Here is a 26,499-nt window from a genome sequence, read left to right on the forward strand (position 1 = left end):
ACACTTTCATGCAATCGCTCATCGACCGTGCCGTCAGCGCCTATACCCAGGCGAGCGTGGACGCCGATGTCATGACGGCGCATCCGCACCGGCTGATTGTCATGCTGTTTGAAGCGGCGCGGGTGGCCATCGCCCGCGCCCGCCGTCACATGGCGGACAGCCAAACCGCTGCCAAGGGAGAAGCCATCTCCAAGGCGATTCAGATCATCGACCAGGGGCTGAAGGCCAGCCTAGACATGAAAGCCGGCGGTGAGCTGGCAGAACGCCTAGCCTCGCTTTACGATTACCTTGCCCACCGCTTGGTGGTAGCTAACCGGCACAACGACGCTGGCGCCCTGGCAGAGGTAGCTTGGCTCCTTGGCGAATTGCAGGAGGCCTGGGAAAGCATCACTCCTGGCGCGGCGCAAAAAACGCTAACGCTCCAACCTCAGAGACCGTCAGCCCCGGGGCGGTGACGATGACGAACCCTTCCTCGCCCCGCCCTTGTCTCGCCGCGTTCGAGGCGCTCTCGGCCCTCACCGAGCGCATGCTGCAGAGTGCCCGCGCCGGGGACTGGGACCGGCTGGTGGAGTTGGAACAGGAATGCCGCCATCTGGCCGAGACGCTCCAGACCGCCCCCCGGATCCCCCTCACGCACGAAGAGCAACAGCGCAAAGCGGCCCTCATCCGCAAGGTGCTCGCCGATGACGCCGAGATCCGCAGCCTCGCCGTGGATTGGATGGCAAAGCTGGAACGACTGCTCGACACCCATCGGCGGGAGCAAGCGCTCAGGCGCGTCTACGCAAGCGGCGAGGGCCACGGGGAAAGTTGATCTCGCGAATGCCGGACGAGAGCTTACCTCAAGCCGCTTAACCGGGAATTGCGGCAACGCTCAAGTTCTATGATGTAGCGCTGCACGCGCTTGCGCTCGCCTTCGCCCATGCCCACGAATGCGCAGCCGCAGCGTCGGCCCGCAACTCCGGCCGTGAAGCTCGGCTCTCCCACGCGTACTACCCGGATGTCGATTTCAACCGTGCCAAAGTGGGGCAGCCGAAGCCGGCAGCCGCGGAGTATCGTGCCGCGCTCCAAGGCGAGCACATCCTGGGAGATCCATAGGGCGAGGCCGCCACAGCTGATATCCAGCACGGGCGCTTCGATCGGGGCTGCAACAGCGGGAATCATACATGTGACCGGAGCCTCTGCCGGCGTCACTACCCGGAAGTACTCGCGGCGCTGGAGCCGCAGGAGCCTTACAGGTAACGCCGAGCGCAGAGCGGCAACCCCCTGAAAGAGGACGGGTTCCACACTCTCCACGACAAAGCGGATCTCCACCCCGTTGTGGGTCCCTGTGCATTGAATGCCGTGGCTCGCCAGCAGCCTCGGGGCATGCTCTTCGTGCACCTGATCCAGAATCAGCTCATCACGGCCGGCATCGGCCTCGAGCACTGCGGTGAGAGCGAAAGCGCTACCTCCACCGTACCAGGCGGTAACCAAGGAACGGCTGTGGGCCATCGCCTGCAGGATGGCCGCCACCTCTATGGCGCAGTCCACGCGGTAGCGATCCTGGTCTTCCGCGTCCATCGCTCCCGTGCAATCAGACGATACCCGCCCCGCCTAGGGCTAAACCGGCATGTTCATGATGTCGTGATAAGCCGAAACGATGCGGTTTCTCACTTGGATGGTGACTTGCAAGGCGATATTGGCTTTCTGCATTGCCACCATCACCTGGTGTAACTCCGTGCCTGGCTCGCCACGCTCGAAGTTCGCCGACAGCCGTGCCGCTTCCTGCTGGCGGGCGTTGACTGCTTCCAGGGCAGCCTTGAGAGCTTGCCCAAAATCCACACCCTGCCCGGACGCCACCCTCCCGCCTGGGTGCGGCCCAGCGGCGTCTACCTCCAAGGGAGCGAGCAGTTTGTCGATGCCTCTTGCGTCCATATCGGCCACCTCTTTTCAAGCCTTGAGCGTAACGTCGCTACGGTAGCAACCCCGGAGCCTTCCGAACCGGGGAAAATGGCGGTGAATTTCCCTCTTTTCTGCTTATCACCCTGGCCGAGATGGCCTCGATAATGCCAGCGTCGAGAATAGGAGCCGGACAAGCACCGGAGCCACCTGCGCGACCGAGGAGAGAGACGCCGTCTATGGCTGTTGTGGAGAGTTCCCGCATGCCCGTGCGCTGGCTAGCCCTCACCCGGCTATCCGCTTCCCAGAAAATCGCGTTGATCGTCACGGTGGCGCTCGCCGCGGCCCTTTTGGCAGGAGCCTGGATCTGGGCTCGCGCCCCCGATTACCGCATCCTCTTCACCCAACTGAGCGACCGGGACGGGGGAGCTGTGCTGGCAGCGCTACAGCAAATGAACGTGCCCTACAAACTGGGGGAGGGCGGGGCGATCATGGTGCCTGCCGCCCAGGTCCACGAGGTGCGGCTCAAATTGGCCAGCCAGGGGCTGCCCAAGGGGGGCGTCTTGGGCTTCGAGCTGCTGGAAAACCCGAAGCTCGGCGCATCCCAGTTCCAGGAACAGGTCAATTACCAGCGCGCGCTGGAAGGAGAGCTTGCACGTACGGTGCAGTCCATCGCCTCGGTGGAATCCGCCCGGGTCCATCTTGCCATGCCGCGCCCCAGCGTGTTCCTGCGAGAGCGGCAAAAGCCCAGCGCTTCGGTCCTGGTGCACCTGTACCCGGGCCGCACCCTGGACGAAGCCCAGGTCAACGCCATAGTCCACCTCGTCTCGAGCAGCGTCCCTGAACTCGCGCCGCGCAACGTCACGGTGATCGATCAGAGAGGCAACCTGCTTTCCGCCAACGCTGAGCCGCTTTCGGCCTCGGGTCTGGATTCGGTCCAGATCAAGTACCGCAACCACCTGGAGAGCCTCTACGCCCGGCGCATCGAGGCGATTCTGACGCCCATTGTCGGCGCGCCCAACCTGCGGGCCCAAGTATCCGCAGAGGTGGATTTCTCCCACGTGGAACAAACCGCTGAAACCTACCGGCCAAACGCCATGCCGGGACAGGCCGCTGTGCGCAGTCAGCACATGACCGAGTCAACGGGCGATGGCCTGGTTCCGACTGGCGGCATACCAGGAGCGCTGTCCAACCAGCCGCCTCCCCCGGTCACCGCACCCCTCGAGCCCCAGTCCGGGAAAAAAGAGTCGGCCGGACCATCACCAGCGTCTGCTGCTGCACCTAGCCGCAAGGAATCCACTACCAATTATGAAGTGGACAAGACCGTCACTTATACACGGCAGGCGAGCGGGAGCGTGCGCAGGCTCTCAGCAGCGGTGGTGGTCAACTACCGCGCGGTCGTCGGGGCGAACGGCAGGATGGAAATGAAACCCCTCTCCCCCGAGGAGCTCGCCCAGATCACCAACCTGGTGAAGGAGGCCATCGGTTTCGATGAGAAGCGCGGCGACACAGTGAACGTGGTGAACAGTCCCTTCACCGTGCCTGAGGAGGCGCCGGCGCCGCAGCTTCCGTTCTGGAAACAGCCAGAGATCCTGTCCTTGGCCAAAGACCTGGGCAAGCACTTGCTGCTCGCTCTCCTCGCCGCCTATCTGTTGTTCGGCGTGCTGCGGCCGTTGCTGCAAAACCTCCTGGCGGCGGGCACTACCGGCAGGCCGCTCGCGGTGGAGGATTCCGTGCCGGAACTGGCGGCACCACCCTCCCCCCAGGCGAGCAGCCTGGAAGCTGCCCGCCAGCTCGCCCGCCAGGACCCCAAAGTCGTGGCCAACGTAGTCAAGTCGTGGGTTGGCGGCGATGAAGGATGAGGGTCTGGAAAAAAGCGCAATCCTTCTGATGTCCTTGGGGGAGGAAGAAGCGGCCCAAGTGCTGAAGTACTTGTCTCCGAGGGAGGTGCAGAAGCTGGGCGCGACCATGGCCCGGCTCAAAGCGGTGCCAAAAGAACGGGTTGATGCGGTCCTCGACGAATTTAAAAAGAAGGCTGAGGATCGCTCGACGCTCGCCCTCGCCTCTGACGAGTACATCCGTGCCGTGCTCACCAAGGCCCTGGGAGACGAGAAAGCGGCCCACGTCATCGACCGTATCCTCCAAGGCGGCGACACGAGCGGCATCGAAAGCCTGAAATGGATGGACTCGGCTTCGGTCGCGGAGCTCATCCGCAACGAACATCCCCAGGTTATTGCCACCATCCTGGTACATCTGGATCGGGACCAGGCTGGAGAGGTGATCGGTAATCTCCCTGAACGGCTGCGCAGCGACGTAATCCTGCGTATAGCTACCCTGGACGGGGTACAGCCAGCGGCCATCAAAGAGCTCAACGAAGTGCTGGCCAAGCTCCTCACCGGTAACGCCAGCTTGCGCAAAACCGCCATGGGCGGTGTGCGCGCAGCGGCCGAGATTCTCAACTTCATGCCCACAATCTACGAAAACGCAGTCATCGAAAGCGTGCGCGAACACGACGCCGAGCTTGCCCAGAGGATCCTGGACGAGATGTTTGTATTCGAGGACTTGCTGGAGCTGGAAGACCGGGCCATCCAGCTCCTGCTGCGGGAGGTCCAGTCCGAATCCCTCATCGTCGCGCTGAAGGGCTCTTCCGACGCACTCAAGGAAAAGATCTTCAAGAACATGTCCCAGCGGGCGGCAGAGCTTCTGCGGGAGGATCTGGAAGCAAAGGGTCCGGTGCGGGTTTCCGAAGTAGAAGCCGAGCAGAAGGAAATCCTCAAGATCGTGCGCCGCCTAGCCGATGCCGGCCAAATCGTCCTTGGGGGAGCCGGGGAAGATACCTATGTCTAGCGTAATTCCCAAGGAACGCCTGTCTGCCTACCAGCGCTGGGAATTGGGTTCCTTCGATCCCGCGCCTCCCGAGGCGCCGGTGACCAAGTTGCCCACGGCGGAAGAGCTGGAGCAGTGGCACCAAAGCGCCCGCGACGAAGGCTACGCAGCGGGCTACGCCGAAGGGCTTGCGCAAGCCCGTCTGGAGACCGAACGGCTCAAAGCGATCGGAGAGGCCTGGTCTTCAGCTCTCGCCAGCCTGGAGGAAGAGGTGTCACAGGCGCTCGTGCAGCTTGCCCTCGCTATTGCTGCTCACGTGCTGCGGGAGGCCCTGGCGGTTCGCCCCGAGCTGGTCATCGCTGTAGTGAAGGAAGCCATGGCGGCCGTACCCCATTCAGGCGCCCATCCGCGACTCGTGCTCCACCCCGACGATGCGCTCTTGGTGCGCCGGCTCCTCGCCCACGAGCTGGAACAGGGCGGCTGGAAACTGGTGGAGGACCCCGTCCTCGAGCGCGGCGGCTGCCGGGTGGAGAGCGCTGCCACGACGGTGGATGCAACCCTCGCCGGGCGTTGGGAACGTATCACGGCTGCTCTCCAGGATGAGCAGGCATGGACGCCATGAGCCCCCATGCAGCGCGCTGGCGGGCTCGGCTGGAAGACTGCGCCGAGCGCCTAATCCAGCGCTCGCCTCTACTCGTCAGCGGGCGTCTCACCCGGGTGGCAGGACTGGTGATGGAGGCGGTGGGCCTCAAGCTCGCTCTGGGTAGCGGCTGCCGTGTGCTTTTGCCCCACGGTGCCAGCGTAGAAGCGGAAGTAGTGGGCTTCAACGGGGAAAAGCTCTACCTCATGCCGACGGGGGAGGTTCTCGGGCTCACACCAGGGGCACCAGTGGTACCGATGGAAATGCCTCTGGCATTGCGCCAGCCGGGCGGAGGCCGCCAACCCCTGCGCCGGGCTACCGACCGGACGCGGCTGGTGCCTGTGGGCGAGGGGCTGCTAGGACGGGTGTTGGACGGAGTGGGCCGCCCCCTAGACGGCCTGGGACCCCTCGCCAACGTGCATCTTGCGCCGCTCCAGGCCCGGCCCTACAACCCCCTTGACCGGGCGCCCATTCGGGAAGTGCTGGACGTGGGCGTGCGGGCGATCAACGGCCTCCTCACCCTCGGACGCGGGCAACGCATGGGACTATTTGCCGGCAGCGGCGTGGGCAAGAGCGTGCTCCTCGGCATGATGGCCCGCTACACCAGCGCCGACGTGACGGTGGTAGGCCTGATCGGGGAGCGTGGCCGGGAGGTTAAAGAATTCATCGAGTCGATCTTGGGAGCGGAGGGGCTCGCGCGTTCGGTGGTGGTTGCCGCCCCTGCCGACAACCCGCCGCTCATGCGGTTGCAGGGCGCGGCCTACGCTACCGCCATCGCCGAGTATTTCCGAGACCGGGGGCGCTCGGTGCTGCTTATCATGGATTCCCTCACCCGCTATGCCATGGCGGCCCGAGAAATCGCCCTGGCTATCGGCGAGCCGCCCGCCACCAAAGGCTACCCGCCCTCGGTATTCGCCCGGCTGCCCCAACTCGTGGAGCGGGCGGGTAACGGCCCTCCCGGCGGTGGTTCCATTACCGCCTTCTACACCGTGCTTACAGAGGGCGACGACCCCCAGGATCCTGTCGCCGACGCCGCCCGGGCAATCCTGGACGGGCACGTGGTGCTGTCCCGCCCCCTGGCGGAGGCCGGCCACTATCCAGCCATCGATATCGAGGCTTCGGTAAGCCGCGCCATGGCAAGCCTCATGCCCGCGGAGCGCTTCGAGCAGGTGCGCTGCTTCAAGGCTCTATACGCCCGTTACCAGCGCTCCCGCGATCTGATCAGCGTGGGCGCCTACCAGAGAGGCGCCGATCCTGTGCTCGACCGGGCCATCGCCCTCTATCCCAGAATGGAGGCGTACCTGCAACAGGGCATGAACGAACGGGTAAACTATGCAGAAAGCATAGAAGCTATGGCGCAATTGCTCAACATGGAAGCCGACTCGGAGCACATCCCATGACCCGCGACACCCTGAGTATCTTGATCCGTCTTGCGAAGAATCGGGCTGAAGCCGCCGCCCGTCAGCTCGGGCACTTACTCCACCACGAGCGGGAAACGGAGGAGCGGCTCAAGCTCCTAACTGCCTATCAGGCCGAGTACCAAGCCCGCCTGTTCGCCTCGGTGCGCTCGGGCCTGCCCCGCGTAGCGCTGCAAAACTACCAGGCATTCCTGGGAACCCTGGACCGGACCATTGCCCAATGCCGGGAACAGCTGGCTGCGGCTCGCATCCGGCGTCAGAGCGGTCAGGTGACATGGCAGACGGAGCAACGCACCCTCCAGTCGTTTCAACGGCTGGAAGAGCGTCGCCGCCACGCCGAGCGGGCGAGAAACGCCCGCGTGGAGCAACGCCAGTCGGATGAGCACGGAGCCCGAGGCGTCGCGGCGCCCTGGGACAAACCCACGGAATGAAGCCGGCCGCAAAGGTGAGAGAGATTCCGTCATGGAAACCCCGCCCCCGATTTCCGCTCCCCTCGTCACCGCCTCGTCTGCCCACGCCCTTTTACCCGCGGCGCCCGGTGCTACCGCCCTAGGCGCGGAAGACACGTTCGCTGCCGTGCTTGCCAGCGAACTCGCCCTAGGATCCTTCCTTCCACAGGGGATCAGCCGCGAGGACCGGGAGGCCGACTCCACAGAACCGCAGGCATCGGATTCATGGTCTAGGATTGAAAGCGCCGTCTCAGATGAAGGCAACATCGTTGCGGCACCGCTGCACTGGACGATCCCCCTAGAATCGATTTCGAGCAATGGTCGCCCCATCAGCACCCCCGAGATCGCTGTGGAGCCCCCCGAGGTTTCGGCGCGCGTCCGGGATGAACAGCAGTCGTCAGCCCGCGGCTCGCTGGGGGTCACACCGGGGGAATCGTTGCCTCAAGCAGTGAGTGCGCGCGACGCTCCCATGGCTCCCCCAGCCCCTCCCCCTCCGGGGACCGAGCCTCGCATCGCCTCCTTGCCGGTCACAGCGCCAGTGAGTTCTCCCCGCTTCAATGAGGAGTTCTCCCGGCAAGTGGTATGGATCGCGACCCACGAACTCCAACAGGCGGAGCTGCGCCTCGACCCGCCTGAGCTCGGCCCGGTGCGGATAGTCATCCACCTGCGGGAAGGCGAAGCCAGCGCGGCGTTCTCAGCCCTGCACCCCCAAACTCGGGAAGCCATCGAGGCGGCTTTGCCCCGCCTGAAGGACATGCTGGCGGAGGCGGGCATCGCCTTGGGCGGTGCCACGGTGAGCGCCGAAGGCTTCGAGGGTTGGCGCAGATTCGACGGCGACCGTCCCTCTCTCCCCTCCCTTATCCACAACGGCCCTGATACCAAAACCGCAGCAGTGGCCGAGATTTCCTCCCGGCGCAGGCGCGGTCTGGTGGATCTCTTCGCCTGATACGCGAAGCGCTGTGCCACACCCCTCTCGCCGCCGCCCAAAAATTGTCTCTCGTGAAATTCTTATAAGGTCATGATTTTTAGGAGGGAATCGCGTGCGTGAACATCAGCGGTCGGATTTGGAGTGGATAGAAGAAATCTTGCGCAAGCAAGCTTCATCTCCCGCTCCTGGGTTCAGGCGAGGGCCGCGGGCATGAAGCAGGGGCACGAGATCGCCGAAGCGGTAATGCGGGCTTTGCAGCTCGACGAGGCCGCGATAGAGCGGCGTAAGGCTTTTCTGGAGTTCACCGACGAAGACATCGCCCGGCTCAAGCGGCTCCATGTCGCCCTGCGGGATCTCGGCCCGGAATTCACCCGGGCTTTCTACGATCATCTGCTGCGTTTCGAAGAAATCCGGCGCCTCATCCCCGACACCGCCGCGCTCGAGCGCCTGAAGCAGGCCCAGGCCCACTACTTCGATAGCCTCACCGCAGGCGACTACGGCCTGGAATACACCCACCACCGCCTGCGCGTGGGGGTCGCTCACCAGCGCGCCGGCCTGGCGCCGGCATGGTATCTGGGCGCCTATGGCAAGTATCTCTCGGGATTGCTCCCTGAACTCTGGCAGCGGCTCGGGAAAAACCCCGAGACGTTCATTGCCAGCGTGCGCTCGCTCGTCAAGATCGTGCTGCTGGACATGGGGCTCGCCATCGACACCTATATCGAGGCCGACCGGCGAGCCATCCTGGCGCTGAAAGAGTACGCAGAGAAGGTGTTCGCGAGCCTGCCCGACGGTCTGCTGGTGCTCTCCCAGGAGCTTACGATTTTGTCTGCCAACCGCTCGTTCCTGCAGCAGTTCGGGCTGGAACCGGAGGCGGTGCGCAACCGCAGGCTCACGGAGGTGGTCGCGGCCGAGGGGCTGGAAGCGCGCGTCCGGGAAGTGCTGGAAAGCGGAATCGCCCAGCATGATGTGCCCTTCAGCATGGGCGCGGCGGGAACAAGGGCGCGCAAGCCGGTGCGCGTGACGCTGACTGGAATCCGCTTCGCGGAAGAAGAAGCCCGTCTCCTCATGATTGTGGAAGACGCGACCGAAAAGGCCAGGATGCAGCAAGCGCTTAGGGAAAGCGAGAAAACCTTTATCAGCGCCTTCGAATATGCCGCTATCGGCATGGCTCTGGTGTCGCCAGAAGGTCGCTGGTTAAAAGTTAACCGGTCGCTCTGCGAAGTGGTCGGCTATAGCGAGGCGGAATTATTGACTCGCACGTTCCAGGACATTACCCATCCCGATGACCTCGAGACCGATTTACAGTACGTGCGCCAGATGCTGGCCGGAGAAATTCAGACCTACCAAATGGAGAAACGCTACCTCCACAAACAAGGCCACGTGATTTGGGTGTTGTTGAGCGTTTCCTTGGTTCGCAACGAGGTCGGCGAGCCCTTGTATTTCATCTCCCAGATGCAGAACATCACCCAAAGAAAGAAAACTGAGGCAGAGTTGACGCGTCTTGCTGCCATCTTGGAACAGACTCCTGATTTCGTCGCCACGGCCGCACCCGATGGCCGGGTGTTGTACTTCAACCGGGCTGCCCGGCGCTTGCTCGGGGTCGGTGAGCAAGAAGATGTTTCGAAGATCAGAATCCAAGATACCCACCCTGAATGGGCAAGCAAGATCGTGCTGGAAGAAGGCATTCCCACGGCTAGCGTTGAGGGCACCTGGGAGGGAGAGACGGCTTTCTTGAGCCGGGATGGGCGAGAGATTCTGGTCTCACAGGTGATCCTGGCACATAAGGGGATGGAGGGGAAAATCGAATATCTTTCCACGATCGCCCGCGACATCAGCGAGCAGAAAGCCCAGGCGGCGAAGATCGAGCAGCTTGCCTTCTACGATCCTCTGACGGGGCTGCCCAACCGCGCGTTGTTCCTCGATCGACTCCAGCAGGCGCTGGCGAGCGGGAAGCGCCACAGGCAGCGCCTGGCGCTTCTGTTTTTGGATCTGGACCGCTTCAAGGAAATCAACGACACGCAGGGGCACGCCATCGGCGATCGGGTGCTCGTCGAGGCTGCCCGGCGCTTTCAGGCCACCGTGCGAGGGGGGGAAACCCTGGCGCGCCTGGGGGGTGATGAGTTTGTCGTGATCGCCATAGGGGCCGACCAGTCGGCCGCGGCGCTCATCGCCGAACGGCTCCAGAAGGCGCTCAGTGAGCCTCTCGCCATCAATGGACGGAGGTTTACCCTCAAGGTAAGCATCGGCATCGCCGTCTTTCCCGAAGATGGCCGCACGCCCGAGGAGCTGCGCAAGAACGCCGACATTGCCATGTACCGCGCCAAGACCTCCGGCGGCGGCTATTACTTCTATCGCCCGCAGATGAGCGCCGAGCTGGCGAGGAAGCTGGAAATCGCCCGCCGGCTGGAAGCGGCGCTTGCCGAGGGAGAGCTGCAACTTCACTATCAGCCCCAGGTGCATCTGGCAAGCGGCAGGCTCGCGGGGGCCGAGGCGCTGGCGCGCTGGCACGATCCCGAGTGGGGGGCAGTCTCCCCCGCCGAATTCATCCCTATCGCCGAGGAACGGGGGATAATCGGCACCTTGGGCGAATGGGTCCTTACCGAAGCCTGCCGCCAGGTGCGGCGCTGGCAGGAGCGCCAATGCCCGCTGTCCGGAAAAATCGCAGTGAATGTGTCCGCCAGGCAGTTCGAGGACGACAGCTTCATCGACCGGTGTCTTCGGATCGCTCGCGAAACCGGTACAGCACCTTCTGCAATCGAGCTCGAGCTGACCGAATCCGGCGTAATGCGCGACCCGGAGCGGGCCGTGGAGGTCACGCGCGCCCTGGCCTCGGCCGGCTTTGCCCTTGCCATCGATGACTTCGGCACCGGCTATTCTTCGCTTGCCTACCTCAAGCGCTTTCCGGTACACAAGCTCAAGATCGACATCTCGTTCGTGCGTGACATGTTGAACGATCGCAGCAATTATTCCATCGTGAGCACCATCGTCGCGATGGGGAAAAGCCTTCAGCTCAAAATACTCGCCGAGGGCGTGGAACAGGCCGCCCAGGTGTACGCACTGCAGGCATTGGGTTGCGACGAAGCACAGGGGTATTACTTCGACCAGCCACAGCCGGCCGGGGTCTTCGCGCGCAGGTGGTTGCAGGCTCCGAGTCTCGATCCCCGCCGGGGCGGGGATCGCCAAGAGATGGCGAGTTGTTGATAAAGGCAGCGTAACGCAGGTTTTCGTGCTGTCGGGAAAACCCCTGACCCTCGAAGTGGGCCAGGCTTTGGCAGGGGTGTTTATGCACGGTTGCTGAACCTGTGGCCTTCAAAGTTGAAACCCTACTTGTGAGCTCCCTTGCACGAAATATCAGCTTGACAACCTGGTTTACTTCTCCGTAAAAGCTCTTGCCTGGTGCAGTGTGCAGCTTTTGGGTCCGGAAAATCAGTGCCAGCGTAGCGGCGTCAGACCATTTTGGCAGTTGCCCTTTCTGGCCCTTTCTTATTCATTAGACGCGCCTTGCCCTTTGCTGTTAAGACAGTCATCTCTCGCTCCATTCTGACCAGAAACGCCGCGCGGCGCATGGGCTTTGTCTACGCTTTGAAAGTGCCCTCGGCAAAGCTTTGTTTCCGCATTCGGTTTCCTGCCGGCCGCGTTCACGATTAGGCGCATCACTCTGGTAGCAGATGACTGTTACACAGGCTGCCTAAAGATTTCCGCCGGGAATCCGATGAAGCACAGGGGGGCCTTCCAATCGAGAAATGACGCCTGAAGGGCACGCTTTTCCGGAAATGATGCTGTTTTCTTACTGCCCATAATTTACAGCGAAAGATGGAAAGAAAGCGATGGCTCGATCAACTCCTACCGGCACTCCAGTATCGGGGGCCCCCAAGAGCACGAAGCCCAAAAGAAAAAAACTTTGGCTGATCCTGCTCGGCACGCTGGGACTCGCTGGCGCGGGTGGCGCCGGGGCCTGGTATTTCACTTTCCAGCAGGAAGCCTCCGCTGCTCAAGCATCCAAGCCCAAGCCGGCTGTTTTCATCGCGCTCGAGCCCTTCACGGTGAATCTCCAGCCTGGCGGCGATGCCCAGTATTTGCAGACCACCGTGGTACTCAGGACCACCGAGCCGGATACGGAAGCCGCCATCAAGGCCCATATGCCGGTAGTGCGGGACCGTATCCTGCGGGTGCTCTCGAGCCAACGGGGTGAAGCCCTGCTTAGCACCGAGGGCAAGGAAAAACTGGCGTCAGAAATCGCCGCGGCGGTGACCGCCCCTTTTGACGGCGAGCGACCTCAGGCGGTGGACGCTGTATTGTTCACCTCCTTCGTCATCCAGTGAGGCCATGGCCAAGGATTTCCTGTCCCAGGAAGAGGTCGATGCCCTGCTCAAAGGGGTAAGCGGGGAGGTCGAGGACGAAGCGCTACCTTCCGAGGTTTCGGCGGTGCGCCCTTACAACCTGGCGAAACAGGAGCGCATCGTCCGCGGCCGCATGCCGACACTGGAGATCATCAACGAACGCCTGGCGCGGCAGTTACGGCTGGTGATCTTCAACTTTATCCGTCGCACGGCGGAGATTACCGCCGGTCCGGTGCGAGTGGTCAAGTACAGCGAATTCACCCGCAACCTGGCGGTGCCTACCAATCTCAACGTGGTCCAGGTGAAACCGCTGCGGGGAATGGCCCTCTTCGTGCTCGACCCGAATCTGGTGTTCTTGGTGATCGACAACCTGTTCGGCGGCGATGGCCGCTTTCACACCCGGGTCGAGGGTCGCGATTTCACCCCGACCGAGCAGCGCATCATCCAGCGGCTGCTCTCCTTGGTGTTTGCCGAGTATGAAAAGGCCTGGCAGCCCGTGCATCCCCTGAGCTTCGAGTGCGTGCGTTCTGAAATGCATACCCAGTTCGCCAATATCGCCACCCCCAACGAAGTAGTCGTCGCCACTGCATTCCGTATCGAAGTGGGCGCGAGCGCGGGGGAGCTCCACATCTGCTTGCCGTACTCTATGCTGGAGCCGATCCGAGAAAAAGTCTACAGCACCACCCACGGCGAGCAGCTCGACGTGGACCGGCGCTGGGTGCAGCTGCTTTCCCAGCAGGTGAAGCTGGCCGAAGTGGAGATCGTCGCCAACCTGGCTCAGACCACCATGACGCTGAAGCAGATCCTGACCATGCGGGAAGGCGATGTTATTCCGATCGAGATTCCGCTCCGCATCCTGGCCACTGTGGACGGTGTTCCGGTCATGGAATGCCGCTACGGTATTTCCAACGGTCAATATGCCCTGCGAGTGGAGCGGCTGGTCTCGCCCGCAGACGCCCTCTGACGGAGGAAGCCATGTCCAACCTGAAAGACGCCCAGGGTAGCGCGAGCAACGAGGACTGGGCTGCCGCCATGGCGGAACAGCAGGCGGCAACCGGCTCCCAGCCGGTTGCCGCCAGTGCCCAGATCTTCGAGCGCTTCTCGGACGGTGCTCCGCCTTCCGCCCGCAACGACCTGGACCTGATCCTGGACATCCCAGTCCAGCTCACGGTGGAGCTGGGCCGCACCAAGCTACCCATCAAGAACCTGCTCCAGCTCGCCCAGGGCTCAGTGGTAGAGCTGGACGGGTTGGCCGGCGAGCCCATGGACGTGCTGGTAAACGGTTGCCTGATCGCCCAGGGCGAAGTGGTAGTGGTAAACGACAAGTTCGGCATCCGGCTGACCGACATCGTCACTCCGAGCGAACGCATCCGGCGCCTGAACCGGTGATTTCTATGGCAAGCAGAGCATGGTCCTGTGCTTGTGCGGTGCTCCTGCCGGCCAACGCCCTGGCCCAGGGCCAAGGCGCACCGGTGGCGGAACTGCTCCAGGGAGTCTTAGGGTTGGCTCTCGTCCTGCTCGTCGTGCTGGGGGGCGCCTGGCTTCTGCGCCGCTCTTCCCGGTCATCGGGCAGTGGTGCGGCAGGGCTGCGGGTCGTGGCCGCAGTGGGTGTGGGCGCGCGGGAGCGGGTGGTGGTGGTGGAAGTGGGCGGTGCCTGGCTGGTGTTGGGGGTCGCGCCGGGCCGGGTCTATGCCCTGCACGCAATGCCGGCCCAGGCCACGCCCACTTCCCCCCCTGTAACGAATAACGGCTCCTTTGCCGCTTGGCTTAAGCAATTTATGGAGCGCGACCGTGCCGGTTGAGGGAAGGTCGAGGGCTCTGCGGGCGCGCCGCACTTTGTTCACCATGGCAGCGGCCGTCTTTGCCCTGCTTGCCCTGCCCACCGCAGCCCAACAAGCGGGGCTGCCCGCCCTCACCGCTACCCCCGCTCCTGGCGGGGGGCAGACCTACAGCCTGCCGCTGCAAACCCTGCTGCTCCTCACCAGCCTTTCCTTTCTACCAGCGGCATTGCTCATGCTCACCGGCTTTACCCGCATCATCATCGTGCTGTCCCTGCTGCGCCACGCCCTCGGCACTCAGACTTCGCCGCCCAACCAGGTGCTGATCGGCCTGGCGCTGTTCCTCACCTTGTTCGTGATGTCGCCAGTACTGGAAAAAATTCACGCGCAAGCCTACGTCCCTTACGCGCAGGGCCGCATGAGCCTCGAGGATGCGGTCACCCGTGCGAGCGAACCCCTCAAGCAGTTCATGCTGAAGCAGACCCGGGAGCCGGATCTCGCCCTCTTTGCTCGTATCTCCGGAACGCAGACCATGAACGGGCCGGAGGATGTCCCGATGAAAGTGCTGATTCCGGCCTACGTGACGAGCGAATTGAAGACCGCTTTCCAGATCGGTTTCGTGGTGTTCATTCCTTTTCTCATCATCGATCTGGTGGTAGCAAGCGTGCTCATGTCCATGGGCATGATGATGGTCTCGCCAGTGATCGTTGCGCTGCCATTCAAGCTCATGCTGTTCGTGTTGGTAGACGGCTGGCACCTGTTGATCGGCTCGCTGGTGCAGAGTTTCGGCATATGAGAATTTAAGGAGAACCTTGATGACGCCAGAATCGGTCATGACCATCGCTCGTCAAGCGATCGAGCTGACGGCCATCGTGTCGGCTCCACTGCTTCTCTCGGCTCTCGTCACCGGCCTCGTGATCAGCATCTTCCAAGCGGCGACACAGATCAACGAAATGACCTTGTCTTTCATCCCAAAACTGCTGGCGATTCTGGTGGCCCTGGCACTGGCCGGTCCATGGATGCTCACCCTACTCACAGACTACACGCGCAGACTGCTGGAGTCGATTCCCGCGGTGATCGGCTAGAACAATGATTTCGGTCACCGATGCCCAGTTGAACGCCTGGTTGGCCACTTTCCTCTGGCCCCTCGCCCGGGTATTGGGGCTGATCATGACGGCGCCACTTTTGCACTCTCGTAATGTGCCGGTGCGGGTGCGCATCGGTCTGGGCGCCGCAATGGCTTTTGCCGTCGCTCCCATGGCAGGCACCATGCCTGAAGTGCAGGTGGGCTCGGCGGCTGGGCTTGCGATCTTGGCAGAGCAAGTGCTCGTCGGCGCGCTCATGGGTTTGAGCGCACGCCTTGCCTTTGCGGCCCTTTCCCTGGCGGGCGACTTGATCGGGCTGCAGATGGGCCTGGGCTTCGCTATCTTTTATGACCCCCAGAGTGCTGGCCAGACGCCGGTTGTCGCCCAGTTTCTGGAGCTCGCCGGATTTCTGCTCTTTCTCGCCCTCAACGGCCATTTGATGATGCTGGCAACGCTCGCCCAAAGCTTCGAGGTGTTGCCTGTCGGCGCTGCTCTGGCGCCAGACCATTGGAAAGACCTGGCGGAAATGGGCGCGAGGGTGTTCTCCCTCGGTACCCTGTTCGCGCTGCCGGTCGTGGGACCGCTACTGGTGGTGAACGCGATACTCGCCGTCCTGTCCCGTACCGCCCCCCAGCTCAACCTGTTTGCAGTGGGCTTTCCGGTGACCCTGCTCACGGGCTTTGTGGCTCTGGCCCTGGCGCTGCCGGCCCTCGCACCTGCGCTAGAGCGGACGCTCACCGAAGCCGTCGGCCATATGCTCCTCGCCATAGCACCGGCCCGTTGAGGGGCCGGCCGCTAGAGGTAGTCGAACAGGGACAGCCCGGCAACCCGGCTAAACGAGGCTCGAGCCGCTTCAAGCGACTGCTGCCCACGCAAAAAGTCGCTGATCGCCTGGGCATAATCCACGTCGATCAGCCGCGAAAGGGACGTTTGGTACTGCACCGCCAAGCCTTCGCCCCCCGCTTGCAGTGTATCCAGCTCCGCCAGGCGCACACCGAAGGAAGCGCGAGCCGCCAACACGTGATCGAGGGCGAGATCCAGGTCGGCGAGGGCCGCATTAAGCCCGTTGGCCACACGGGCAGCGCCAGCGACCGTGGTGGTGGAAGTCTGCAGGGTGGAAATGGCTTTTTGCAGGGTGGTAAACAGGCTCTGGGTGCCGCTCGGCTCCACGGTGAAGCGATCCGCATCCGCTGGCGCTCCGGTGATAGTGAGCTGCAGGCCATCGAATTCGATGGCAGCTTCACTAGTGTAAGGGTTGCCAGACGACAGGGTCGTGCCGGTGGTCTCGTCCAGGACGCTGTAGGTAGTCGTAGCACCAGAGACAGTAAAAACGATCGCGTAGCGGTGGCCAGTGAGGGCCGATGGATCGATGAGGCGGCCGGGGTCCACCACGCCACCGCCTGTGTTGCCGCTATCGGCAGTGACGACAAACACGCCGTTGCCGTTTCGAATGCGCTGGAAGATGGCATCGCCCGAGTCGGTGACGGGCATGAACCGCGATGCTTCCACCTGGACTTCGCGCCGCCCCTGGTCGCCTTGATAGACGATTCCTGCGGGGCTTGCCACGAAAGGCTGCACCGTACCGCGATAGCCAGAGAACAAGTATTCGCCGGCTCCGTTTGTGGCGTTGGCGTAGGCAAGCAACTGTTGCAATCGGCCCTCCAACTCCACTGCGATGGATCGCCGGTCGGCGTCGCTCAGCGTGCCGTTACCAGCCCGGACCAAGGCCGTACGAGCTTCGATAATAAGCTCGCCCACCCGCGCCAACGTGGACTCGGCCAGGGAAAGGGCGTCGCGGGCGTAACCCCGGTTGACGGCGTACTGGTCGTTAAGGGCTTGGGCCTGGCTTAGTTCTACCGCCCGCGCCGCAGCGATGGGGTCGTCGGAGGGCGTCACCACCCGCCGACCGGTGGAGAGCTGCTGCTGCACTTCCAACAGTGCTTGCTGTTGGCGCAAGAGTGCCAACAGCCCCCGTTCGTAGACCATGCCCGTGGTGATTCGCATCCCTTCCTCCAGAGAATCAACGTCCCAGCTCGAGGAGTGTGTCGAACAGGCGGCTTGCGATCTGCATCACCTTTCCGGCGGCCAAGTATGCCTGCTGGTAGCGCAGGAGCGCCGCCGCCTCTTCGTCCAGGTTCACGCCAGTGACCGCCGCGAGGGCTTCCCCTGCCTGGCGAGCGAGGTTCGCCTGGGCGGTACTGATGACTTCCAACTCGCGGGTGGCGCTGCCGATGCGTCCTACCAGGGCTCCGTATGCCCCTTGATAGCTCGCCGTGCCGCCCACCAAGGTGCCCGCTTGCGCGAGTGCCGCCAGCTTCAACGCGTTACGCCCGTCGGAGACCCCGCCCGTGTTGGGGCCGACGGTGAAGCGGTCCCCCGCCGCGGGCGTGCCGGTGATGGTAATCATCCAGCCGTTGTAGGCAATCGGGCCGCCGGGCGTATAGGGGACGCCTACTGGGTCACCGGTCCCCGGACCCGTCACGTTGAACGAAGTAGGCGGATCGTTGAACTCGATGGTTACCTGCGCCTGCAGGTTGGGATCAGTGGGCGGCGGCCCCACCACCTCTGCGGCACTGATGAGCCCGTTGCCAGTGTTGCCGCTTGCGGCAGCGGTGGTGATGGGGGCGGCTGCAGCAAGCTTGGCCGGATCAGCCACGGCGAGGACCAGGTCACGGGCCCCGTCCACCGTAGGTTGGATGAGGAAGCTGTCGCCCGCTGCCGCGACGCCAGAAGACAACGTCAGGGTAAACCCGTCCACGGTCTGGGGGAAGGTGCTGAAAGTGGTCACGCTGCCGTCGCTCAGACGCGTGAGGGTATAGCCCGCACCGTCGTAGCTCAGGCGGTAGTCGCTCGCCGTGAGGGCTGAGGCATCGGCGATGACGGCCGTGAGCTGCGCGCTTCCGCTGTTCGCCCCGTGGTCCGTGACCCGGGGGCTTGCCACGGCGAAGAGATCACCGCCCAGGTTTCCCTGCAGATCCTGGCCCAGCCGGTGCTGGTCGTTCATGGTGGCAGCGAGCACGACGGCGATGCGCCCTAGTCCATTGCGGGCAGGCTCCAGCGTCTCCCGGCGGAACGCGAGCTCGCCCCCCAGGCGCCCGCCGGTGAGAAGCTCCTCCTTCAGCACCACGATGCCGGCGCCGCTTTCCAGGGCCACGGTGATGCGGGTCGGGTCCTGGGGATCCGGCACAGGCGAGAGCCGACCCGCTACCGTGCCCGTCACCAGGGGCTGACCGTTGCCGATGAACACGTTGTAGGCGCTGTCCTGGCGCACCACTGTCACCCGAATCTCCCGGTTGAGCTGGGCAAGCAGAGCATCGCGCTGGTCCAAGAGGTCGTTGGGCGGCACCGCCCCGTTGCCGCTCTCGGCAAGGGCGATGCGCTCGTTCAGCACCGCGATCTGGCGCGCATACCCGTTGATGGCGGCCACGCTCGCCTCCACTTGTCGGCTCGATGCGGCACGCATCTCCTCTAGCCGGGCGTCCAACATGCGGAAGCGGGCAACCAGCGCCTGCCCAGAAGACAGCACCGTCTGGCGCGCCACCGCGGAGGCAGGATGGGTAGCAAGATCGTGCAGAGCCCTGAAATAATCCGACAATGCCGGAGCAAGCCCACCCACCGTGTCCGCGAGCAGGTTGTCCACCTGCTGGATGCGTTCGTAATGGGTCGCCCCCTCTGCAGCTGCGCTTTCCGCAGATAGGACTTGCTGAGCCAAAAACTGGTTGTACAACCGCTCGATGCGGGCCACGTGGGTGCCTTGTCCCAGATAGCCCGCTCCTGCCCGCAGCGCTGGGTTGGTAGCCTGGATCACCTGCTGGCGGCTGTAACCGGGCGTGTTCACGTTGGCGATATTGTGCCCCGCCGTGGTAAGCCCCGTCTGGGCAGCGGTCAGTGCAGTCACGCCGATGTTGAGGATGCTGTTGCCCATGCTTTTTAGTTATCGGTCGCGCAGAAAAAGACTTGAGCTTCACCCCGCCGCAGGCGCGGACAGTACCGGGCTCCTCAGCACCGCCGAGAGCTTGCGGGCGTAGAGGGGATCGGTGGCATACCCCGCCTGCGCGAGCGCCCGAGCAAAAGCGTCCGCGTCACCCCCATGGGCGAGTACCGGCGCATAGCGAGGGCTTGCGGCGAGCAGCCGAGCGTAATCGGCAAAGGCTTCAGCGTAGGAGCTGTAGGCGCGGAAGCGCTCGCGGCGCCTTTCGGCACGACCGTCCACATATTCGGTGGTCACCACTTCCACGGTCTCGCCCTTCCAACCGGCTCCCGCCTTGATACCGAACAGGTTGTGGCTCGGGCGCCCGTCCGGATGGCGGATTTCGTACCGGCCCCAACCGCTCTCCAGCGCCGCATGGCCGAGCACGAAGCGCGGCGGCAGTCCCAAGGCGCGAGCTGCGGCTTCGGCGTGGGGCCACAACTGCTCAACGAAGCTTGCCGGCGCCGACGTAGGGGCGTCCTGGACCGACACGGTCGAAGCCGAAGTCGTGGAGGAGAGGGGCGTTCTTTCGACTCTCGGAGGCTGGCTGCGGGAAAGCTGCTCCACCAGTCGCTGTGCCAGTCCCAATCCCCGGGAGGCAGCGTCCCGGGCGAGTTGCTGGTCCAGCATCCCCTGGTAGGTTCGCACCTCACTGCCTCCGAAGCCGTGCTCTTCAAGGCTCGCTTGCGCAACCGCCGCCTGCCGCATGCTCTTCAGCACCATCTCCATGAATACCGCCTCGAATTCTCTGGCCGCTGCTTTGAGCGCCCCGTCGGGATCGCGGCGCGCCTTGGTCCGCAACCCATCCAGGCTTCGGCCGTCGATCGCCAGAGCGCTCAACGCTTCGAGGCTGTGCATCACCGGAGACTTTCCGCGCTCAGATGATTTCCAGCTCGGCCCTTAGAGCGCCCGCCGCCTTCATGGCCTGGAGGATAGCCACCAGGTCCTGGGGCGTGGCACCCAGGGCGTTCAAGGCTTTCACCACCTCAGCCAGGGATGCGCCGGCGGACACCATCATCAGCCGCCCGCCTTCCTGGCGGAGCTCAATGTCGCTGCGCTCAGCCCGCACCGTGTCCCCGCGGCGGGCAAAGGGGGCCGGCTGGCTGATCACCGGCTCGGTGGATACCAGCACCGCCAGATTGCCGTGGGCCACCGCGCAAGTGCCCACTGTGACCGCCTGGTTCATGACCACCGAGCCTGTCCGCGCGTTGACGATGACCTTCGCCGCGGTCTGGGCGGGCGTCACCTCTAGCGACTCGATTTGGGCAAGGAAAGCCACCCGTTCCTCGGGGGCTGTGGGAGCCTGGACCCGAATCACGCGCCCGTCCAAGGCCACCGCGCTGCCTGGCATCAAGGCATTGATGGCGTCCGACACCCGCTTGGCGGTGCCGAAATCGGTGACGTGGAGCTCGAGCTGAAAGTAGCCCTCCTGGCCCACCGGCATAGGCACCGCGCGCTCCACCGTGGCGCCGCTGGGCACACGCCCGACGCTCAGATGGTTGACCTGCACCTTGCTTCCGGCGCTCTCTGCTCCCGCGCCCCCCACCACCACATTTCCCTGGGCAATGGCGTACACCTGGCCGTCGGCCCCCTTCAGGGGAGTGAGCAGGAGCGTTCCACCCCGTAGACTCTTAGCGTTGCCCAGGGAGGAGACGGTTACGTCGATCGCCTGCCCCGGCTTGGCAAAGGGCGGCAGGCTCGCTGTGACCATGACCGCCGCCACGTTCTTTAGCTGCGGGTTTGTTCCGGGAGGCAGATTGATGCCCAACCGCGACAACATGTTGGCAAGGCTTTGCACGGTGAAGGGCGTCTGAGTGGTCTGGTCGCCCGTTCCATCCAGTCCCACCACCAGACCGTAGCCGATGAGGGGGTTGTCCCGCACGCCCTGCAGGGAAGCCAGGTCCTTGATGCGCTCAGCTTCGCCGGGGGCGGAAAAGAGCAAACACAGGACGCAAGCGAGCACGGGCGTCCCACGCCGTTTCGCGCGTCCGAGGCCGGATCGGTCCTTGCAGCGCACGGTCTTTTCGTCCCTGCCTCCCTTCATGTCCTTCGGCCTCCGGCTAGAACGGCAGGACGGTGAGGAAAAAGCGGCCGAGCCAACCCATGACTTGGGCCTCGTCGATCGTGCCGCGGCCGCGGTATTCGATGCGAGCATCCGCCACTTGGGTGGAAGACACCGTATTGGCGGGAGTGATGGTGCTCGGATTGACCACCCCCGAGAAGCGAACATACTCCTCACCTTGGGACAAGGCGAGCTGTTTCTCCCCTGACACCAGCAGGTTGCCGTTGGGAAGCACTTCAATCACGGTGACGGTGAGGGTGCCACTTACCATGTTGTCAGCGCTCGCGGCACCTTTGCCCTGGAAAGTGTTAGCCGAGTCGGCCTGCAAGCCGGCGCCTTGAAGACTCTTGAACGGCAGCCCCTGCACCAAAGGAACGCTAAAATCCACCGAGCCACTCTTAGAGGCGGAAGTCGCCCGATTCTTGGCGGCGATGGTCTTTTCGTTGAGCACGATGGTAAGGGTGTCGCCCACGGCGCTGGCCACCCTATCCTCGAACAGGAGCCCTCCCGGGCCGAACCCGGGACCGGAATGAGCGGCCCGGTAGATGGCGCCATTCTCCGGCGGCGGCGCAACCTGTGGAAGGGGCCGGGCGCTCATGGGTTGATGCACGATGGGCGCGGGCGCGGCACAACCCCACAACACCAGCGCCACCCCGACGATACCCGGGCGAACCTTCAACGTCCAACCTCGTTACGCCGGGTTCCCTTCATTGCTTACCTCTCCCTCCTCTGCCCCGCTTTTACAACTGCCCGAGGCGCTGCAGCATCTGGTCGGAAACCTGGATTGCCTTGGAGTTGATCTCGTAGGCCCGTTGGGTCTGAATCATGCTCACCAGCTCTTCCACCACGTTTACGTTGGAGGTCTCCACATAGCCCTGGTTGAGCAGCCCGGCACCGTTGGTCCCCGGCATGCTCACATTGGGGGTGCCGGAGGCAGCGGTCTCCAGATACAGGTTCTCTCCATAGCTTTGCAGCCCTGCCGGATTGACGAAAGTGGCCAGTTGCAGGGAACCCACCTGTGTCGGGAGGGTGGAGCCGGGCAGCACCACCGACACCGTCCCATCCTTGCCGATGGTGACGCTCAGCGCATTGGCGGGCAAGGTGATTCCCGGTTGGACCGGATAGCCGCTTGCTGTCACCAGCTGGCCATCGGCGTCTGTCTGGAACGCGCCGTCCCGGGTATACGCGAGGGTGCCGTCGGGCAGCAGCACCTGGAAGAAGCCTGGCCCCTGCACTGCCACATCCAGGGCGTTGCCGGTTTGTTGCAGGTTGCCCTGGGTGTGGACCCGTTCGGTAGCAACCGGCCGCACGCCGGTGCCGATCTGAAGCCCCGAGGGAATCTGGGTCTGTTGGGACGACTGGGCTCCCGGCTGGCGCAGCGTTTGATAGAGCAAGTCTTCAAATACCGCGCGCGAGCGCTTGAAGCCATTGGTGCTGACGTTCGCCAGGTTGTGGGCGATCACGTCCATCTGGGTCTGCTGAGCGTCGAGCCCGGTCTTGGAAATCCAAAGCGATCGAATCATGACGTTTTCCTTTCAGTTGCCATGGAGTCCGAATCAGCGCGCCGGGCCGAGGAGCTGGTCCGCCTGACGTTCGTTTGCCTCGGCGTTACCGAGCAAGCGCATGTGCAAATCGAACTGACGCGCGAGCCCGATCATGGTGATCATGGCTTCTACCACGTTCACGTTGCTGCCTTCCAGCGCACCGGGGGCAAGCCGCACCGCCGCGTCCGCCGCCGCGGCGCCCCCACCCCTCATCCGAAACAGACCGTCCTCGCCCCGCAAGAGCTCGGCCCCGGGAGGATTTACCAGCTTGATACGTCCGAGGGGCATCACGTTGGCGCCGCTTTGGCCGTCGAGCAGAGCGGATACGCTACCGTCAGGAGCAATGGTGATCCGAGCATCCAGAGGTGCGGTGATGGGCCCGCTGTCGCCCATCACTGGATGGCCTGCGCCGGTGATAAGGACCCCATTGGGATTGACCTGCAAACGCCCGTTGCGAGTGTAGGCTTCTTCGCCATCGGATGCTTGTACCGCGATCCACCCGGCGCCGAGCACAGCCACGTCCAGCGCCCGTCCCGTCTGCTCCATCGGGCCGGGGGCGAGGCTTACTGCAGGCGTTGTCTCCACCACGTAAGCCCGAGTGGGCAAGCCCGCCCCCTCCACGGGGACTGCGCGGAAAGCCGACATTTGGGCCCGAAAGCCCGTGGTACCGGCGTTGGCCAGATTATGAGCCACCACCTCTTGGCGTACCAGGATCTGCTTGGCGCCGCCCATAGCGAGATAGATCACGCGGTCCATAGAAGATTTCCTCCGACTACCTCCTGCAGGCTCCGGGGGCCTACGTCGGCAGGCACGGCTTCCATCGTCCTTACCTCAGGTTCACCAGGGTCTGCATGACGGCATCCTGGGTTTTGATGGTCTGGGCGTTGGCCTGATAGACTCGTTGAGCGGTGATCATATTGACCAGCTCCTGGGTCAAATCTACGTTGGAGTCCTCCACCGCCGCCGATTGCAGCAGGCCTAGGTTGCTCGAGCCGGGCGCTCCGACCAGGGGCTGCCCCGAATCGGCGGTCTCCGCCCAGGCGTTGTCCCCCAAGGGTTGCAGGCCCGTCGGATTGGCGAAATTCGCGAGCACCACCTGCCCCAGCACGCTGGACTGGCCGTTGGTGTAGCGTGCCAGGATCACGCCGTCGCCCCCCACGCTGAAGCCGGCGAGCCGGCCGGGTCCGTAGCCGTCCTGACTGAGGGCATTCACTCCGAAGGGCGATCCGAACTGGGTGCTGCCGGCGAAATCTAGGTCGAACGTCAGGGGGCTTATCGCGCCGGTGGCAACGGGCGCGGAGACGCTGAAAGGCAAAGAGGTAGTGGTCGTGTCAATGGTGCCGCTGGAGGTGAAATTCAGGCTTCCCAAGGGACCGGTTCCGATCTGGGCACCGTCCAGGGCCCCGTAAACTCTCCACTGATTGGCCCCCGTCTTTACGAAGTAGGTGGACAAAGTATGGGGGTTCCCCAAGCTGTCGTAGACCGTAGCCGCTGTGGAACTAGTGTAGGTCGCCGGATCGTTCACGTCGAAAGCGGCGCTGATCACGCTGCTACGGGAATCCAGGTTGACTCGCGCCGCCACGGATCCGGTCGCCTGGGGCACGAGGTCAGCGGTATCGATGCGCAGCTCGACCGGAGCGGCGGTGTTGAGTAAGCCGTTCACCGCCCCATATCCGGTCAGGCGCTTGCCGCTCGCGTTGACAATGTAGCCATCCCGGTCGGTATGGAACTGGCCGTTGCGGCTATAGGTGACGGCACCGTTGTCGCTTAAGCGGAAGAAGCCGTTGCCGTTGATAGCCACGTCTAGAGGATTGCTGGTCACCGTCACGTTGCCCTGGGTGAACTGCTGGACCACCGCCGCAAGGCGCGTGCCGATGCCGATCTGGCCGGCGCCGGCCCCTGCAAGGGAATTGGCGTAGACGTCCGCGAATTGGGCTACGGACGCCTTGAATCCCACCGTGCTGGCGTTGGCCACGTTGTTGCCGATGACATCCAGGTTTTTGGAGGCGGCGTTCAGACCGCTCAATCCCTGTTGAAAGCTCATGAATCGCTCCTTTTTGCGGCCGATCTTTAGAACACTTGTTTCACGTCGGCGAGCACCGCGCTGCGTCCTCCGGACAGTACCAGGGAGACCGAATCCCCAGAGCGGGCAACTGCGTCTACTCGTCCGAAGGAAAGCGCCATCGCCGCAACGCTCTCTTCGCCCCGTACGGCGCTCACCTCAAAGGAGTAGCGACCGTCTGCGGCTACAACGCCGGATTCGGTGACACCATCCCAATGAAGCCCGTGGATGCCTTCCCTATGGGGGCCTAACTCCGCCCGATGGACAAGGCCTCCCGTGGCATCGCGGATCTCCACCGTGAGCTGGTCCACCGGCTCCTTCAACTCCACGCCGAACAAGGTATGACCGTCTTCCAGAACCAGTTCCCCACCCGGCACCAGGACACCCCGCCCCACCAGGCTTGCAGCAGCCAACTGATGCGTCGCATTCGCTTGGCCAAGCAGAGCGTTCAAGGTGGTGTTCAGCCGTTCGAGCCCCTGTACTGTGCTGATCTGAGCCATTTGGCTGGTGATCTGGGCATTATCCAGGGGATTAAGTGGGTCCTGGTTTTTGAGTTGAGTGACCAGCAGTCGCAGGAAACGGTCTTCCTGCTCCTTCATGACCGAGCGGGGCGGCGTAGCAGAGGTGGCGGCGGCAGTGACGGATTCGACGGCATTCACGGCCATGTTCCTTTCATTCCCCGATGGCCAGGGTTTTTAACATCAGATGGCGGGCAGTCGCCATGACCTCAGCGTTGTTTTGATACGAGCGGGAGGCGGAAATCATGTTCACCATTTCCTCCACCACGTCCACGTTGGGATAGGTAACGTAGCCGTCCGCGTCGGCGAGGGGATGCCCCGGGTCATGCACCTTGCGCTGAGGAGAGAGGTCTTCCACCACGCCCGCCACCCGTACCGCGGAAGCCCCTGCGTCGATCGGCACGGGGCTAAACACCACCTGCCTGGCCCGATAAGGTGTGCCGCTCGCGCTAGTGGCGCTCTGCGCGTTCGCCAGGTTGCTGGCAATCACGTTGAGCCGCTGGGACTGGGCCGCCATGGCGGAGGCGGCGATACCGAAGATCTTGCCGAGAGCCATGGAATTCCTCCGTTAGGAACCGCGCTAGCCGGTGATCGCGGCGAGCAAGGACTTGAGCCGGGACGCGATGAAGCGTATGCTCGCCTCGGCTCGGATCGCGTTGTCGGCGAAGTGGGCACGCTCCACATCCATGTCCACCGTGTTGCCGTCCAGGCCGGGTTGCAGGGGCACCCGGTACAGAGCCGCAGGCGTGCCAGCAGCGAAGCTGGAAGCGGGCAGGTGGGCTGACTGGGTACGTACCATGAAAACACCGGCGCCACCGTTCGCCTCTGCCACGGCGCGCCCAAAATCAAGGTCCCTGGCCTTGTAATGGGGCGTATCGGCATTGGCGATGTTGGAGGCAATGAGCTGCTGGCGCCTCAGGCGCAAGGCGAGCGCCTGTTCGTGTAACGAAAGCGATGCGTCCAGCCGATCCATCATCGAGCATACTCCTTGAGCTAAAGGC

Annotated in this window: 29 protein-coding genes; 16 read left to right on the top strand and 13 right to left on the bottom strand. The window is 63.6% G+C overall.

All coding sequences use genetic code 11. The features are described from left to right. The first annotated feature begins 8 nt into the window (after positions 1-8). Together fliS and ACUVYZ_RS09140 are read left to right on the top strand one after the other, a co-directional pair. Complete coding sequence (gene fliS / locus ACUVYZ_RS09135; RefSeq protein WP_439933979.1) at positions 9-455, top strand: flagellar export chaperone FliS; 447 nt, start codon at positions 9-11, stop codon at positions 453-455. 2 nt (positions 456-457) lie between these two features. Then, on the top strand, positions 458-811 hold the full coding sequence (locus tag ACUVYZ_RS09140; protein ID WP_439933980.1) for a flagellar protein FliT: 354 nt from the start codon (positions 458-460) through the stop codon (positions 809-811). Positions 812-834: 23 nt separating this feature from the next. On the opposite strand, the gene ACUVYZ_RS09145 is transcribed toward ACUVYZ_RS09140, so the two are convergent. Beyond that, positions 835-1,560 carry a flagellar brake protein gene (locus tag ACUVYZ_RS09145; protein ID WP_446033057.1) on the bottom strand — a complete coding sequence of 242 codons (726 nt, stop codon included), beginning with the start codon at positions 1,558-1,560 and terminating at the stop codon, positions 835-837. Positions 1,561-1,599: 39 nt separating this feature from the next. Beyond that, positions 1,600-1,914 carry a flagellar hook-basal body complex protein FliE gene (fliE, locus tag ACUVYZ_RS09150; RefSeq protein WP_439934117.1) on the bottom strand — a complete coding sequence of 105 codons (315 nt, stop codon included), beginning with the start codon at positions 1,912-1,914 and terminating at the stop codon, positions 1,600-1,602. Positions 1,915-2,141: 227 nt separating this feature from the next. Here fliE and fliF point away from each other — a divergent pair, with 227 nt between their 5' ends. From fliF to fliR, 14 genes are all read left to right on the top strand, one after another. Further along, positions 2,142-3,740, top strand: a complete 1,599-nt coding sequence (gene fliF, locus ACUVYZ_RS09155) for a flagellar basal-body MS-ring/collar protein FliF (protein ID WP_439933982.1) — start codon at positions 2,142-2,144, stop codon at positions 3,738-3,740. Beyond that, complete coding sequence (gene fliG / locus ACUVYZ_RS09160) at positions 3,730-4,725, top strand: flagellar motor switch protein FliG (protein WP_439933983.1); 996 nt, start codon at positions 3,730-3,732, stop codon at positions 4,723-4,725. Before fliF ends, fliG begins: the two co-directional genes overlap by 11 nt. Continuing rightward, complete coding sequence (locus ACUVYZ_RS09165; protein WP_439933984.1) at positions 4,718-5,326, top strand: flagellar assembly protein FliH; 609 nt, start codon at positions 4,718-4,720, stop codon at positions 5,324-5,326. Before fliG ends, ACUVYZ_RS09165 begins: the two co-directional genes overlap by 8 nt. Beyond that, positions 5,323-6,744, top strand: coding sequence for a flagellar protein export ATPase FliI (fliI, locus tag ACUVYZ_RS09170; RefSeq protein ID WP_439934118.1), 1,422 nt, complete (start codon positions 5,323-5,325; stop codon positions 6,742-6,744). Before ACUVYZ_RS09165 ends, fliI begins: the two co-directional genes overlap by 4 nt. Further along, complete coding sequence (gene fliJ, locus ACUVYZ_RS09175) at positions 6,741-7,193, top strand: flagellar export protein FliJ (protein ID WP_439933985.1); 453 nt, start codon at positions 6,741-6,743, stop codon at positions 7,191-7,193. Before fliI ends, fliJ begins: the two co-directional genes overlap by 4 nt. 595 nt (positions 7,194-7,788) lie before the next feature. After that, positions 7,789-8,157 carry a flagellar hook-length control protein FliK gene (locus ACUVYZ_RS09180; protein ID WP_439933986.1) on the top strand — a complete coding sequence of 123 codons (369 nt, stop codon included), beginning with the start codon at positions 7,789-7,791 and terminating at the stop codon, positions 8,155-8,157. A 192-nt stretch (positions 8,158-8,349) separates the two neighbouring features. Further along, a complete protein-coding gene (locus ACUVYZ_RS09185; RefSeq protein ID WP_439933987.1) occupies positions 8,350-11,340 on the top strand; it encodes an EAL domain-containing protein in 2,991 nt (996 codons plus the stop codon). 626 nt (positions 11,341-11,966) lie between these two features. Next, positions 11,967-12,461, top strand: coding sequence for a flagellar basal body-associated protein FliL (fliL, locus tag ACUVYZ_RS09190; protein ID WP_439933988.1), 495 nt, complete (start codon positions 11,967-11,969; stop codon positions 12,459-12,461). A 4-nt stretch (positions 12,462-12,465) separates the two neighbouring features. After that, positions 12,466-13,443, top strand: a complete 978-nt coding sequence (gene fliM / locus ACUVYZ_RS09195) for a flagellar motor switch protein FliM (RefSeq protein ID WP_439933989.1) — start codon at positions 12,466-12,468, stop codon at positions 13,441-13,443. Continuing rightward, positions 13,368-13,868, top strand: coding sequence for a flagellar motor switch protein FliN (fliN, locus tag ACUVYZ_RS09200; protein ID WP_439933990.1), 501 nt, complete (start codon positions 13,368-13,370; stop codon positions 13,866-13,868). Before fliM ends, fliN begins: the two co-directional genes overlap by 76 nt. Before the next feature lie 5 nt (positions 13,869-13,873). Next, positions 13,874-14,281, top strand: a complete 408-nt coding sequence (gene fliO, locus ACUVYZ_RS09205) for a flagellar biosynthetic protein FliO (protein WP_439933991.1) — start codon at positions 13,874-13,876, stop codon at positions 14,279-14,281. Between the two features lie 43 nt (positions 14,282-14,324). Continuing rightward, positions 14,325-15,053, top strand: a complete 729-nt coding sequence (gene fliP / locus ACUVYZ_RS09210) for a flagellar type III secretion system pore protein FliP (protein ID WP_439934119.1) — start codon at positions 14,325-14,327, stop codon at positions 15,051-15,053. Between the two features lie 19 nt (positions 15,054-15,072). After that, on the top strand, positions 15,073-15,342 hold the full coding sequence (fliQ, locus tag ACUVYZ_RS09215) for a flagellar biosynthesis protein FliQ (RefSeq protein WP_439933992.1): 270 nt from the start codon (positions 15,073-15,075) through the stop codon (positions 15,340-15,342). Positions 15,343-15,346: 4 nt separating this feature from the next. Further along, positions 15,347-16,126 (top strand): flagellar biosynthetic protein FliR, encoded by a 780-nt coding sequence (gene fliR / locus ACUVYZ_RS09220; RefSeq protein WP_439933993.1) that lies wholly within the window; start codon positions 15,347-15,349, stop codon positions 16,124-16,126. An 11-nt stretch (positions 16,127-16,137) separates the two neighbouring features. On the opposite strand, the gene flgL is transcribed toward fliR, so the two are convergent. The 11 genes from flgL to flgB all read right to left on the bottom strand — a co-directional run bounded on the left by flgL (position 16,138) and on the right by flgB (position 26,474). Next, positions 16,138-17,346: a flagellar hook-associated protein FlgL gene (gene flgL, locus ACUVYZ_RS09225; protein ID WP_439933994.1), complete on the bottom strand. Its 1,209-nt coding sequence runs from the start codon at positions 17,344-17,346 to the stop codon at positions 16,138-16,140. 16 nt (positions 17,347-17,362) lie between these two features. Further along, positions 17,363-19,267 (bottom strand): flagellar hook-associated protein FlgK, encoded by a 1,905-nt coding sequence (gene flgK, locus ACUVYZ_RS09230; protein ID WP_439933995.1) that lies wholly within the window; start codon positions 19,265-19,267, stop codon positions 17,363-17,365. Positions 19,268-19,306: 39 nt separating this feature from the next. Then, positions 19,307-20,170, bottom strand: coding sequence for a flagellar assembly peptidoglycan hydrolase FlgJ (gene flgJ, locus ACUVYZ_RS09235; protein WP_439934120.1), 864 nt, complete (start codon positions 20,168-20,170; stop codon positions 19,307-19,309). Positions 20,171-20,189: 19 nt separating this feature from the next. Continuing rightward, a complete protein-coding gene (locus ACUVYZ_RS09240) occupies positions 20,190-21,275 on the bottom strand; it encodes a flagellar basal body P-ring protein FlgI (protein ID WP_439933996.1) in 1,086 nt (361 codons plus the stop codon). A 97-nt stretch (positions 21,276-21,372) separates the two neighbouring features. After that, complete coding sequence (locus tag ACUVYZ_RS09245) at positions 21,373-22,053, bottom strand: flagellar basal body L-ring protein FlgH (protein WP_439933997.1); 681 nt, start codon at positions 22,051-22,053, stop codon at positions 21,373-21,375. Between the two features lie 61 nt (positions 22,054-22,114). Further along, positions 22,115-22,897, bottom strand: coding sequence for a flagellar basal-body rod protein FlgG (gene flgG, locus ACUVYZ_RS09250; protein WP_439933998.1), 783 nt, complete (start codon positions 22,895-22,897; stop codon positions 22,115-22,117). A 33-nt stretch (positions 22,898-22,930) separates the two neighbouring features. Next, entirely contained in the window at positions 22,931-23,674 is a 744-nt protein-coding gene (locus tag ACUVYZ_RS09255) for a flagellar basal body rod protein FlgF (RefSeq protein WP_439933999.1), read from the bottom strand. Between the two features lie 70 nt (positions 23,675-23,744). Continuing rightward, positions 23,745-24,962 carry a flagellar hook protein FlgE gene (gene flgE, locus ACUVYZ_RS09260; protein ID WP_439934000.1) on the bottom strand — a complete coding sequence of 406 codons (1,218 nt, stop codon included), beginning with the start codon at positions 24,960-24,962 and terminating at the stop codon, positions 23,745-23,747. Between the two features lie 26 nt (positions 24,963-24,988). Beyond that, entirely contained in the window at positions 24,989-25,639 is a 651-nt protein-coding gene (locus ACUVYZ_RS09265; RefSeq protein ID WP_439934001.1) for a flagellar hook assembly protein FlgD, read from the bottom strand. Between the two features lie 13 nt (positions 25,640-25,652). Then, entirely contained in the window at positions 25,653-26,054 is a 402-nt protein-coding gene (flgC, locus tag ACUVYZ_RS09270) for a flagellar basal body rod protein FlgC (protein WP_439934002.1), read from the bottom strand. A 24-nt stretch (positions 26,055-26,078) separates the two neighbouring features. Continuing rightward, positions 26,079-26,474, bottom strand: a complete 396-nt coding sequence (gene flgB, locus ACUVYZ_RS09275; protein ID WP_439934003.1) for a flagellar basal body rod protein FlgB — start codon at positions 26,472-26,474, stop codon at positions 26,079-26,081. Positions 26,475-26,499 lie beyond the last annotated feature (25 nt).

The organism is Pelomicrobium sp. P1 (assembly GCF_052805615.1).